This window comes from Chryseobacterium sp. D764 (assembly GCF_019317325.1).
In the GTDB taxonomy this organism is placed as follows: Bacteria; Bacteroidota; Bacteroidia; order Flavobacteriales; family Weeksellaceae; genus Chryseobacterium.
The window spans coordinates 322,199-336,672 of the sequence record NZ_CP079219.1 but is presented as its reverse complement, the minus strand read 5'-3'; the positions used below and the strand labels follow the sequence as shown (position 1 = coordinate 336,672).

The following is a 14,474-nucleotide window of genomic DNA, read 5'->3' as shown; positions in this document are numbered from 1 at the left end:
TGTAATATTTTTTACAGCATCCCGTACTATACTGGTAAATACTGTATTTAAAGATAAATTAACATTTGAATCTTTGCCAGTCAATTCATCTTTATAAAACAATCCGGCTGAGGATATTTATAATTAATATTTTGTGATTAAAAATGTTGGTTTAAAAATTTAACCATTAATAAAATGTCAGCAGTCAGAAATTCATTTAGTTACTAGTTAAAATATACTTTAAGTGTTAATCTGATTAGTATCCGGGAAGCTGAGACAGATTTGGATTATCAACCAACGGATGACCTGCCGACTGTGCGGCAAAAGGCAACAATTCTGTTTTATTGGGTACAAATCCGTAGAAAAGACCATCTCCTCCACCTTCAATCCAGTTCGGATATACTCCTCCGTTTTCGGCTGAACCGGTTGGTTTGGTATAGATGATATTACCGATCTGAAGCTGGCCTGCAGCAGCTCCTATGAATCCGGCTGTCCTTTTTGCATTGCTGTTAAATGTACTGTTATAAGCCTGGAACATATTCGCAGGATACCATTTGTCATCTATTGTAGTGGTTTGTCCGTTTGCTACTGCAATACCTCTTAATGCTGTCTGGTAATTCGCGAAACCTGTAGAACTCGTCGGAACATTAGTGATTACTGCAATTTCTGCAGGGTCTGTAATATCAATATATTTCAATGCTAAAAACGGATCACCATAAATCTGCGCATTTTTTTCTAGTTTATAAAGTCTGTAAACAGGTGTATTGGCATAGGCTCCTGTTTTGTTTGACAAGTTTTTCATCGCCTGTTTTGTCGCTTCAATTTCACTTGCCAAACGATTCATACGGATCAGATCTGTACGAAGATTAAACTCTCCTGCAAATTCCCATTTACGCTCCTGAACAATAGCGGCTTCAAATGCCTGCTGACCAGACGGAGCCGGCACAGCACCTATTCCTGCACGGTTTCTTACCTGCATTAAAGCAGAAATTCCTGCAGCAGTAGGTCCTCCGTTTAGATAGTTTTGAGTTTCTGCATACATTAATAAAACATCTGCATATCTTAACACAGGAATATTTAAATTACGTGCATCAGCCGCCTGCGGAGCCACACACCATCCCATTCTGAATTTACCTGACAGAATGCAGGAAAATGTAGTTCCTGCATTCACCCAGGTGTCACTTGCATTACCATTGTTTAAGAAATATACACTGTAAGAAGTACAAGAAACATCTCTGCGCGTATCTCCCTGATTAAAAGATAAATAATAGCTAGGAAGAATAAATTGTAATGCCTTTCTTGATCCGTACGTTCCCCCACGAGAACCTTCATTGGCATAGACTCCGAAAGCCGAATTTGTATTTGCTCCGTATTCTGCAACCTGCCAAAGAATTTCTGAGTTGGTCACTGAAAATTTTCTTTGACAGAAATTGAACCACAAGGCTTCAAAACCACTTTTGCCCCCCTGAGCCTGAACCAGAGAATTGGCGCCTCCGTTAATAACAGCAGCACAGGCATTATCCGCAATCTGATATAGTTGTTGAATCCTACTGTTATCATTGCGACGCGACATCATGGCTCCGCTTCCTGTATTCAGGTCCCAACGAAGAGAGTATCCTGCTGCATACAGAGCAATTCTTGCCAATAGGGCATTGACTCCATGTTTTGTTAAACGTTCTGTTGTTGCATATCCGCTTTGTCCAAAACTTGGAATGTTTGCTACAGATTCCTGAAGATCAGCAATGATATGATCATAAATTTCGTCTCTTGAAGTACGTTTTGGATATAATGTATTCGGATCATTCGGATCCATCTCATCCAAAGGTTTAAAAACTGAAGGAACGTCTCCGTAAACACGAATTAAATTATAGTAACAAAATGCACGAATGGCCTTAACTTCAGCCAATAAAGCATCACGTTTTGGGCTTGCTTCCATTTTGCTTAATCCGCTGACTGCAATATTTGTTCTTTCAATAACTGCATACATGGCAGAGTAAATCCCCGTTACCGTATTAGGAGTATACGCATCATATTGATAGTTGGCAATATTATATTTGGAATTATTGGTAGAGCCATCTTCTGAAGAGTGGGTTACTGTATCTCCGGCTCCTAACTGATAATACATTTCAGTTGGAACAATACCTCTGTAACAGCCCAGAACAAACATTTCTGCAGTATCTATATTTTTAAATACGGATTCTGTATCCAATGAATTGTAAGCGGGTTGATCCAGAAAATCGTCACTGCATGAATTCATCGCTAAAACAGCAACGAAAATTGAGGGAAGAATGACTAATTTTCTTAAAAACACGGGAGTATTATATATATTTTTCATGATTTTAAATATTACATCATTAGAAAGTTAAATTAAGACCAAGAACATAGCTTCTTGAACGGGGATACGTAGAACTGTCGTACCCAGGTGTGACAGTCACCCCGCTTGCCGCAGAAACTTCAGGGTCATAACCTGAATAACCTGTAATCGTCGCCAAATTATTAACGGTAAAATAGATACGGGCATGGGACAACATCACTTTATTCAAAAATTCTTTAGGAAAAGAATATCCTAGTGTTACCTGGGCAATTCTCAGATAAGAACCGTTTTCTACATAGTATGATGATGGATAGGCAATATTTGAAGTGTTTGTATTGCTTAAGCTCCAAAGGCTTGAATCTTCGTTTGGATTCAGTTCTTTTAATCTTACTAAATTGGTTGTTGCCTGCCCCGTATTAGGATCAATCAAATGGTAATAATTGTTTCCGAATTCTGAAGGAACATTCTGGAACATTGCATATGGGCTTAAACTTTGTTTAGTCGCATTATAAATATCATTCCCGACGCTAAATTTCATAAATACAGCCAGGTCAAAACCTTTGTAAGAGAAATTATTACTGATTCCCCCGATAAAGTCCGGAGTACCGTTACCGATCTTCTGCATTTTTCTTGTAAACTGATCTCCTGCTTCATTATCAGCAGCAAATTTCATATCGCCCGGTTTAGGGGTTCCGGTTGCAGGTTTTACAACACCCGGCTTTAAGGTTAAAGATCCGTCCGGATTTTGGGTAAAATCGTCCGTAGTATAAACTCCCTGATAAACATACCCGTACATATCGCCCAGCTCTTCTCCTACCGTTGCATAGTAGGTCACCATTCCTGTTCTGCTGCCTCCAACACTAAACTGTCTGTCCTGTCTTCCGTCTTCAAGGGAAAGAACTTTAGATTTATTGAAAGAAATATTAAAATCTGTAGTCCATCTGAAGTTTTCTGATTTTAAATTCACCGTATTTAATGTGAATTCCATCCCTCTGTTTCTCATAGAACCGATATTCTGATATTGTCTTGAATATCCTGAAGAAACGGGAAGTACACTTTCAAGCAGCATTTTGCTTACATTATTATTGTACCATTCGGAAGTCAGTTTAATTCTGTTATTAAAAAAAGCGAGATCTACCCCAATATTGGTCGTTCTCAGTTCTTCCCACTGAAGATCTCTGTTTCCCCAGTTTGTACTGGTAACGTATGCCGGATATCCCTGAGTATTATTTATTGGATAATCTGTAAGTAAGACATTGGTTCTCCACAGGTTATTAGCGACCCCATTATTACCGGTTACCCCATATTCAATTCTTAATTTAAAATCATTAACAATTTTATCGATCTTATGATCCTGCCAGAAATTTTCCTGGGAAACACGCCATGCACCCGCTACAGATGGAAAATATCCCCAGCGGGAACCTTCTGCAAATTTTGAAGAACCATCCGCACGTATTGTTCCTGTAATTAAATAACGATTATCATAATTATAATTCACACGGGCAAAATAGGAAAGTAAGCTCATGCTCGATCTGTCGGTATTTTTATCTGCCACCGTTGCATTGGCAATATCATCCAGTCCGAAATTAGGATATGGAAATTTGGTAAGCTTCATGCTGCTTCCTTCGGATTCTTCATACCAGATTTCGTTCCCGATTAAAGCATTTACTTTGTGTTTTTCACCAAAAGTTTTATTATAATTTAAAGTATTGGTGATCTGATAACGGAGTGTTTCTGCATTGGCGATACTTCCGTTGATTCCTGTATTGATAGGATCTGTAAGAAACGCACGGGAATTTCTGTCTGAAAATGATGTTGATTTGCTGTTTGTCCAGCTATATTGTCCGGCAGTTCTCCATGTGAAGTTTTTCAGGAAGTCAAATTCTACACCTGCGTTGGCTAGAAATGTTCTGGTACGCTTGTTTGAAGTTGAAGCCTGGGTTTCTATGTACGGATTTTCTGTATCAAAACCAGAATCCAAAGCTGAAAAATCCGGGAAAGTTTGAGTGTTGAACAAATGATCCTGAGTAAATAATGTACCTCCGGTAATAGGCTGGAGAAGAATTTTTTTCATTCCTGAATAAGCACCTCCACCGTTTACAGAATTGTTTGTAAACATGGTATTGAAATCTACTCTTACCCCTTTATACAATTCTGAATTGATATTGGCACGTAACGAATTTCTTGTCTCGCTGTAGTTTTGAAGCAATCCATCCTGTTTATTGTAATTATAACTGATGAATGCCTGTGTTTTATCATTTCCTACAGAAACATTTACATTGTGGTTTTGAGTTAACCCTGTTCCTCCCAGCATTTTTTCCTGCCAGTCTAATGCGGAAGCCGATCCGTAGCGATTGGCAATTCTCTGATAGGCTTCAGAATAAAATCCCGGTGAATCAGTCCCCAGATTATTGTCAAAAACATTACTCCACGCTGATGGTTTGGACTGAAGAACTCCCAATTCGTACTGATACTTTACATATTGTTCCACATTGGAGAGCATATCCAATTTCTTTGAAAGCATATCAAATGACATAAAAGTATTGTAGGTGATAATCGTTTTTCCTTTTTTTCCGCTTTTAGTTTTAATAACAATAATACCGTTAGAACCACGGGCTCCGTAAATGGCAATAGCGGAAGCTCCTTTCAGTACATCGATACTTTCAATATCATTAGGATTTATCACATTCAAAGCATTATCCAATTGGAAACCGTCTACAATATACAGCGGATCGGAACTTTGAGTTATGGAAGAACCACCCCTGATCGTAACGTTTGCATTGGCTCCCGGAGCACCACCTGCTGTCACAATATTCAGACCTGATGCTCTTCCCTGCAGCGCCTGTAAAGCATTCATTGCCGGTGTAGCTGCCAAATCTTTTGCGGAAACTGAAGAAACAGATCCTGTTAAGTCTGACTTCTTAACTTTACCATAACCGATAACAACTACTTCCTCAATATCTTTTGTGTTTTTCACAGAATCATTTACCGCCTTTTGCCCCCAGACAAAACTTGTTGAAAGCATAAATGCCGGAAAGACGATTCGCTTTATATTTTTATGTTTAACTATTAAAGACATATCTTAATTTTTATGTTACCAAAATACACCGTTACAAAAACCCGGGCATCCTGCAATATCCTGTATTGAAATATTCATAATTCACCATTATCAACCATAATATTTAAGTTATATTGTAAAATAAACAACAAAACAATTGTAAATCATCAACTATTTAACAAAATACTTAACTAAACCGTGAATTAAAAACTCCTTTTTTAATGAACACTTCCTTTTACAGTTAAATTACTTTTAATAAAAAGACACTGATTTTTTTCAGTGCCTTTAAAAGAGCTAAAATTATAACTCTGAAACTATATGAATGAATGTAAAATCGTACATGAAGTTTATCGTAAAGAATTTCCGTATCCTACAATCAAAATAGAGATAAACATTACGATCATTCCGACAGAAATGGTTATAATCGTTTTTTTGGAAACTCCTTTCCATTCTTTGATAATAATACCCCATAAATTAGCAATGAAAATGATAAAGGCCATGTGCAAAATCCATGAACTGGCACCATTTCCCATTTTACTTTCGCCCATACCGTAAAAGAAGAACTGTAAAAACCACATGGTTCCGGCAAGTGCACAGAAAATCAGGTTGCGTACAACCGGTACGTTTCTTTTAGTATAATCGATATAGGATTTATTTTTAACGGCTAAATACAAACACCCAATCAGATTGACTGCCATACCGCCCCAAAGTACAACAACGTAGGTTACATTATTTTGAAATAGGAATTCTCCCTGATCCGGATGAGCTATTTTCCAGGCTTCATTGGCTGCAATTGCCATTGGTTTTCCGGCTTCAAGCCCGAAGTTGAAGCATGCGCTTAAAATCCCGGATATGATAGAAACAATTAATCCCAGTCCGAATTTATATTCCGTTTTTACTCCTACTTCGTGAGGATCTATTGAATCGGTTTGTAATTCTTTTTCTTTCATCATTCCTGCTTTTCCGCTGATGATGATTCCGATAACACAGACCAGAAGCCCTAATAAAACAAACTGTCCCCATCGGCTGGAAAACAGCAAACCGATATTGTCTTTTCCTATTTGTGGAGAAAATTCATAATAAATAGAAGGAACGAGCGAGCCAAATACCATACAAAGCCCCAAAATAATGCTGCTTCCGAGCGCTACGCCCAGATATCTAACGCCCAAACCATAAGTAAAACCACCAATTCCCCACAAAGCACCAAACAAAAATGTCAGTCCCAATATGGAAGACCTTTCATTCTGAATGATTTCCCAAAAACCAGGAATAGTAAGAAATGCCGCAAGCGGCGGAACAATGATCCAGGAAAAAACTCCTCCTATTAACCAGTAGGTTTCCCAGGACCAGCCTTTTACTTTTTTGTAGGGCAAATAAAAGCTCCCTGAAGAAAAACCTCCTAAGAAGTGAAAAAAAACTCCTAATAATGTATTCATAATTTATCTTATGGATTGAATTTGAAAATTAATACTATGAAATCGATTGCGCATCTTGTAGTGTCATGTTGTAATATTAATTCTAATTCTTTTGTCTTAAAACAAAAGAATCAAAAATTCAAGACCTGGAATCATCACTAAAAATTAATTCTATTCTCTAAAAATTCTAAAACTTGCGCGATTTCAATATGAGTTCTTCGATTAAGTATTTGTCTCGCGCTTCAAACAGTAGAATTTTCTTAACGTTCACAGAATTAATTTTCTTAACGCTCCTGCTTCCTAAGTCAATATATTAATTCAATGAATGTTAACAATTTTGAATATTGGTTATTTTAATTGATACACTTCACTGGCAGCAAGTAACAGACAGCCTAAACCATAATCTTCAAAATCAGGCTGTTTGTCAATAGCAAGCGGCTGACCGTCTTTAGGTTCTTTTCCTGTTCCCTGAACCCAGCCCAAAAATCCATTCGGCTGAACAGAATCTTTTACAATCGCACTCCAGGCTTTTACAACAACGGGTAAATATGTCTTTTTATCAATCAATCCTTTATTAATTCCATATGCCATTCCATACACAAACAGAGCTGTGCCCGTCATTTCTTTACCTCCGAAATTGCCAGGATCATGCAGGCTTGCATTCCAAAAGCCATCTTCCCTCTGAATAGATAACAAAGCTGATAACAGGTCTTTGTAATCCTGTAAATATTCCTGATAATGCGGGTCAGATTCCGGGGTATCATCCAGCGTCCGGGCCAGAGCTGCAACTACCCAGCCGTTTCCGCGGCTCCAGTAGCAATCTTCACCGTTGGGTTCTGTGTAAGGGGGAACGAAGCTTTTATCCCGCCACCAAAGTTTGTCTTTTGGGTTGTATAAACCATTTCCTCCATGCTTATATTTCGTAAAGGCATACATCTCATAATTTTTATCAAAATATTTTTGTTCGCCTGTAATTCTGCCCAGCTTTGTAAAAATCGGCATTCCCATTTGAAGCGCATCAATCCACCACCAGTCATCTGATTTTTTAGAGGCAATCATACTGTCCATAGAGGCTTTCACAAATTTTATTCTCTCCGGATTTTTTTTGCCATCCATTTCATAAAGATCCAGATACGTTTGTCCGCAAGCCTGATTATCCGCATTACGGGTGTAGGTATCACGCATCATATCCCAGTTGTGTTTTTGAGACCAATCGACAGCGTAATCGTAATACTCTTTTTTAGGGTCTATTTTATACAGAGCCATCAGTCCTTCATAGTAAACGGCCCTCGTCCACAGATTGCTTGGCCAGACTTTTTTTCCGACAATTTCCTTTCCCGCATCCGGCCATTTGTTCATGAAATATTGATTTGCCCTTCGTGAAACTTCCAAAACTTCTTTTTTATCCGGAAGATTAATGTTCTTTTCCGCCGTTTGTTTCTGAACTGAGCAGGAATATAAAACTCCGAACATCAACGCAGAAAAAGTGACTCTCATTAGTACTTTCTTCATAATTATATTATTTTTTATTTTAGAAAATTTAAGGTTTAACCGTATAAATATTTGGTGAAGGAACTTTTGAAACAGATTCATCCAAATAATAATCAGTATGGGGAGGCTGGTTGTAGCCTACATTTTGCCAAACAATGCTCAACCGATATTGCGGATTATGCATCATCGTATACAAACGGTGCTTCGTAGGAATGGTAGAGCTGAAAATCCGGAGCTCCTGGTTATCTGAGGTTCTGTAAATCAACTCTTCCCGCCAGTCTCCAAATAAATCGGCAACCAAAGAAGGATTTTTCTTGGTCCCGTTGTTGGATTCGCACTGAAAATCTTTAGCATCAAAAATTAGATTGGACTTTTCTTTCTTCCAGTCCCATTTTGATACAGAAGTTCCGTCTAAAATTTCGCTTAAAAAATCCCCATCCCAATAAATTCCCATATTACAGGCAGGATTTTTATCACTTATTTTTCTTCCTTTAGTATCGTAAATGCCTTTTACACCAGCTCCCGCCGCCCAAGATTCTGAACCTTGATAACGGGGATCGATATTTAAAGACAGTCCTCTTCCCGGTCCCTGAAATTTGCCCTGTTTACTATAAATCAAAGAAGGTAATTTCCATAAAACTTTACCTGTTGCGCCGGTTCTGAAATGGGCGCCCGCATCATCAAATCTTTCCTGAATATCGAAAATTTCCAATCCGGGAGAAGAAGGATCCAGATCACCCACGTGCAACGCATCACCGTGGCCAAAGCCCGTGCTGTTCAAGACTTTTCCATTATCATCAACCGTCATTGCACCAAAGATAATTTCATCTTTTCCATCATTATCAACGTCGGCAATGCTCAGGTTATGATTTCCCTGACCCCGGTATTTTTTATTTTCTTCCGAACTTTCCGTATCGAACAGCCATCTCAAACTGAGCTTTTTATCTTTATAATCCCAGGCTGCGATCGTCGTTCGGGTATAATAACCTCTCGACATAATGATGCTGGGCCTTTTGCCGTCCAGATAAGCAACTGCACCCAAAAACCGGTCAATACGGTTTCCTTTTGCATCGCCCCAAGTCTCGGTCATTTGTTCAGGAGTTGGATTTAAACTGCCTGCAAATCTGGGAACTTCATAATGAACTGTATTAATCTCCTCACCTGTTTCACCATTAAAAACAGTCAAATATTCAGGTCCGGAAAGAATAAATCCGTTCTCATTGCGATAATCTTTGGCAGGGTCTCCGATGAATCTTCCTTTACCATCCCTGCTTCCATCTGCTGTCTTCATGACGACTTCTGCTTTGCCGTCCTGGTCTAAATCGTACACTAAAAACTGGGTGTAATGCGCCCCTTCCCTGATATTTTTTCCCAAGTTAATTTCCCACAACAACTTTCCGTTCAATTTATAAGCCTGAATAATGGGCTCATCCGTAAAACCTTTCTGACTGTTGTCTCTGGATTGCCCTGTCTGATGAAGGATAATTTCATACTCACCATCTCCGTCCAGATCGGTCACAGAAGCATCGTTTGGCGTATATCCGGCCGGAGTTTTTAAAGGAATTGAAAAATAGGGTTTTTGATTAGCAGCATATTTCGCAGAATCCTGATCAATCTCCTGATTCTGGGTATTGGATCTTACGAAATAAGTGTAATTCTTTGTTTTATCCACCGTTGTATCTAAAAAACTGGTTTCATTAAGCAATGGTTTTTCGTTCAGTTTTTTGCTTTTGCTCTTTTCAATACGATATAAATCAAACTGAATATTCTGAGGTTCTGTACCCAGTAAACGCCAACTTACAAAAACCCCCGATTCTGAAGGTACTGCAACAATTCCTCTTTTTAAATACTCCATTTGCCTTTGCGCTGAAAAGAGATGTGAAAAAAGAATGATCACTACAATAAAGTTATATTTTATATTCATAATTCTGAACTATTAAATTAACATAATTCAATCGATTGCGCAATTTATTTTGATATATTTTACCTTATTTTAATTCTATTTCGAATAATATAATGGAAATAGCTGAATTTGCCCTTCCAATCCGGAAGGCTGAACTTTCCAACCGGATGCATCAAAAGCTTTATAATTAATATTTACAAAGTTGATTTCGTGATAATTACGCCATTGAATTTTATTCTGATCCATATAACGTATTCTATTCGCCATCAAATTGCAAACTTCAATCTGAATGGTGTTTTTCCCTTTTTTCAGATATTTCCCGATGTTGATTTCAAAAGGAATACTCCAGACAATCCCCGCTTCCTGACCGTTAACAATTATTTTTGCACTTTCATACAGCTGATCGAATTTTAAAAGATAATCGTCTGCTTTTTTATTCTTCAAATTTAATGTGGTTGTATAAACGCCGGTTCCTGAAAAACTCTGTGTTGCAGGATCTTCTGAAAAGTTTGTCCAGGGTTCCAGATTTTTTAGAGTCCTTGATTTTGGAAGTTCCGGGCCGCCTTCTTTGAAAGTCAGCTTCCATGCTTGATTTAAACTGATAGGAGAACCTGTCTTTTCAGTATAATTCCATTTTGCAATGGAATGATCGACAGTTTCACTGTTTTTTAAAATTAAAGACTGTCCTGATTTAAGTTGAATTCTCACGGAATTGTTATGGGTTTCCGCAACTCCGAAACCTCCGTTTTCAGGATTCATGATGACGGCTTGTTTTCCTGTATAGTTAAAAGGAAGAAACTGATCAATATCCTTTGCAGTATGGTTAACAATGAAATAGTATTTTCCTCCGTCAAACTGCCTTCTCACAAACTTCAATCCTGTTTCCGTTAATTTTTCTCTTTGTATTTTTAAATATTCCAGGCCTTTTTCAATATCAGAACTTAGAACAATTTTTCCTTTTCCGAAGCTTGCAATGTTTATATTTTCACCCTGATTCTGAAACTGGATCTGAGCCCACAATGATTTTAGTTCTGCTCTTCTTTTTTCAACTTCCAAATTTCCGGGAATATCTTTTGGCTTATTTTGAAAAATAACCGAGGCGCCATTTTGAGCTAATTTGAGAATATTATGTAACGTAGTTTCCGGTAAATAAGTTGATTCAGGAATGATTAAAACCTGGTAAGAAGATCCTTCTTTTGCAGTCTGAATTTTCTGGTTTTCCGATTTAGCTTCGCCAATCATCTTGTCAGAAACCATATCAAGAGCATAGCCCATTTTACTTAGTTTCGTTAGATTTTCATACATCGGAGTTGGCTGCAGCCATTTTTCCACGTTATGAACTTTAAATGCTATATCCTTCCCTTTCGGATTGGCCCATTGGTCATAAATTGGCCAGTACATCAACAATTCATTATCAGGTTTCCCGCTCTGCAAAACACTTTGAGTACGTGCTACATAAGAATTTAATCCCATTAAATGGGGCCACAAGCTATTTTCCGGAACAAAATTAACCGAAGCATAAAACAGCCATCCCGGAAAAGGAACATCGGCCGGTGTATACGTTGTGCCGTGATAAAAGACGTGATTGATTCCCGATAAAAAAACCTGCTCCACTTCGGGTTTTGCCTGCGACCAGGAGGTTTTAAAATGCTCTGTAAGCCAGGTAAAAGTTTCATTTGAAATTAACTGTTTACCCGTAACATTAGCAGCCGATGAAGCAAATTTCAGCATATTAATATCTGGTTTATCAGATTTTTGCACATCTGCACTGTCTCTCCTCAGCCCCGGAATATCAAAAGCTGTACTTCCGAAATTTTCAGACTCCGGAATATCGACTGCAGCATACAAATCCAGTAAATTTCCAGGTGAGCCATGAGCCTGATTGGTATTTTTTGAGTTTTTGGAACGAGCCCAGTTCGTAAAATCCTTAGTAAAATTGCTCAAAATCAATTCGCTCAGGGTTTCCCTATAATCAGATTTAATTCTGCCTGTTATCTCATTTTCTTCGTTACTGAAAAGATATTTGATGTATGGACTCAGGTCATATCCTCTCTTATTTTTAAATTCATTTTTAAAATAAGGGGTCCAGTCGGCATTATAAACCTCATAACTGTCATTGAAAAAAGAACGGATTCCGTAGTTTGAGTTTCCAAAAGCTTTATCGAAAGTTTTAAGATAATCTTTTGTTGCCTCAGGTGAGAAATGGTCTAAGGTATAACCTTCACCACCCGGAGCTGCACGTTTTACTTTTTGTAAGGTTTTACCTGTAAAAACAGCATACATTATCCACTTCCCGGAATCCGGTTTCCAATTGAGAGAACCGTCGTTTGTTATTTTATCGGTTAAAACAACTGCTTCATTTTTTTCATTGTAAGCCGTTACAATATCTAACTTTATTGTTTTTAAATCCTTTTGTTTTTGATCTTTCAGAATGATTTTCTCAGAAAACTTTTCACCTGATGAAATCGTATATGTCTGGACAATCATTTTTGTGGCAGTATCTTCTTCACCAACCTGCGGCCCGCCGATTGGCCAGCCTGTTCCAACGGACATATCAACTCCCATGTTCAAACTTTTTGCCTTGTCTGTAGTGAATTGAAGCATTTTCATCCACTCCGGAGAAAGATAATTGATGTATTGATTTTCAAAGCCTTTTGCACCATAAATGGGAACGATTTCTACACCTCCGAAACCTGCTTTATGAAGCATTATCAGTTCTTTATCCAATCCTTTTTCATTGACAGCATTTCCCATCCACCACCATCGTGTCCACGGCTTTGCCATTTCAGTGGTTTTTGGCCACGGATTTTGTGCGGGAAGATTCCCGAACGCAAAACAAAATAGGCTCGCCTTTACTATAGATTGAATATTCATTTTGTTATTTTTTTAGTTTCCATCCGGTTTTAAAGATTCCATAAAGACACTTTCCGGCCAATGGAAATTTTCGAAAGTATCAGGCTTATTTAAATCAAAACCTTTATATTTTTTAGAAATAAACTTAGCCAAAGGCAGCTTCTGACCGACAATACTTTTTATCACACATTTTGCCAGTTCATAAGCACCATAGGTATTAAAGTGAGTGTCATCCGCCAAAGCATCCGGCTGATTGGGATAAGAATTTGCAGGATAATAGACAAATGCTTTTTTAGAATTTTCCGGTCCCAACGCTTCAAACAGCGTTTTACTCATTGCATTCAGGTCGATTAAATATATATTTTCTTCTTTCGCAATTTCCCGCATGGCATCAGGAAAATCATCCAGGGTATTGACAATCTTATTATTTTTATCAAAAACTCTTCGATTCATTGATGTAACTAAAACCGGAATCGCTCCCAATTGTTTTGCTTTATTAATCCATTCCTGTAATCTTTTTTTATAACCAGATTTTGTGCTGTTCCCATACTTCTGGTCATTATGCCCAAACTGGATGAATAGATAATCCCCGGGTTGAATCTTGTTCCATATTTTATCAATTCGGTGGCGGTCTTCAAAGGCTTTCAAAGTTTCCCCGCTTTCGGCGTAATTGGCAATAACAACTTCTTCGGGAACAAAAAAACAGGGCAACATTTGCCCCCAGGAGGCCCAAGGTTCATACTGTGCATCTACAACCGTGGAATCCCCTGTCAGGTAAATTGTTTTCGCCGTTTTGTTGGGCTGAATGGTTATTGCACAAACTTTTGGAGCTTTATCGTTAAATTCAATCGTCAGTACATTGTCCCAATGTAAGTATCTTCTTTCTCTTGGCTTTAATTTTACAATCCCAATTTCAACTCCATCCTGATTACGGAGAATGCTATCTTTAATATGAACGGTAATCAGTTTTTCAACCATTTCACCTTCTTTTGTTTTTACATCATCCAACATCAGACGGCGATTTTCTACACGAACTGTTGTTTGGGAAGTTCCTTTAGAATCGCCTAAATTTAACTTAATATCATAATTTCCTTCCGGAATTATCACCGAAAAATAGAAAGGTTTATCGCTGGTAATATAATCTCCTGTCAAAGCATTTCCTCCTCTGTCGATTGATTTTAAGCCGGAAATATCCATGAATCCATAGCCCACTTTCCTGTTGAATTCAGAGTATTCTGTGATGGAAATAAAACCATCCTGAGTTCTGCTTCCACCAAAATCAAATTTGAAATTGGTTTGTTGGGAAAACATTGATGTACAAATAAAAATGACTATAATTCCAATCCAATTTTTCATAATCAATCCATTAAAATATTGACTCCCGGCATTTATCCAAAAATCCCATTCTTTTGTATGCTCAGAATCCGTCCCACTCAGGAACTGAATTTCCTTAGATTGAGA

General features: G+C 37.9%; 7 protein-coding genes. All 7 read right to left on the bottom strand.

The window, feature by feature from the left end; genetic code table 11:
- Positions 1-235: 235 nt before the first annotated feature.
- Complete coding sequence (locus KYG33_RS01425; protein WP_219072538.1) at positions 236-2,314, bottom strand: RagB/SusD family nutrient uptake outer membrane protein; 2,079 nt, start codon at positions 2,312-2,314, stop codon at positions 236-238.
- A gap of 19 nt (positions 2,315-2,333) precedes the next feature.
- Complete coding sequence (locus KYG33_RS01420) at positions 2,334-5,372, bottom strand: SusC/RagA family TonB-linked outer membrane protein (protein ID WP_077416295.1); 3,039 nt, start codon at positions 5,370-5,372, stop codon at positions 2,334-2,336.
- A 326-nt stretch (positions 5,373-5,698) separates the two neighbouring features.
- The gene (gene rhaT, locus KYG33_RS01415) at positions 5,699-6,787 is read right to left on the bottom strand and encodes an L-rhamnose/proton symporter RhaT (RefSeq protein WP_219072537.1); all 1,089 of its coding nucleotides are present in this window, start codon (positions 6,785-6,787) and stop codon (positions 5,699-5,701) included.
- Between the two features lie 327 nt (positions 6,788-7,114).
- Positions 7,115-8,278, bottom strand: coding sequence for a glycoside hydrolase family 88 protein (locus KYG33_RS01410; protein WP_219072536.1), 1,164 nt, complete (start codon positions 8,276-8,278; stop codon positions 7,115-7,117).
- A 28-nt stretch (positions 8,279-8,306) separates the two neighbouring features.
- Positions 8,307-10,181 (bottom strand): rhamnogalacturonan lyase, encoded by a 1,875-nt coding sequence (locus KYG33_RS01405; RefSeq protein WP_077416291.1) that lies wholly within the window; start codon positions 10,179-10,181, stop codon positions 8,307-8,309.
- A 75-nt stretch (positions 10,182-10,256) separates the two neighbouring features.
- On the bottom strand, positions 10,257-13,034 hold the full coding sequence (locus KYG33_RS01400) for a glycosyl hydrolase (protein ID WP_219072535.1): 2,778 nt from the start codon (positions 13,032-13,034) through the stop codon (positions 10,257-10,259).
- 12 nt (positions 13,035-13,046) lie between these two features.
- On the bottom strand, positions 13,047-14,369 hold the full coding sequence (locus KYG33_RS01395; protein WP_219072534.1) for a rhamnogalacturonan acetylesterase: 1,323 nt from the start codon (positions 14,367-14,369) through the stop codon (positions 13,047-13,049).
- Positions 14,370-14,474 lie beyond the last annotated feature (105 nt).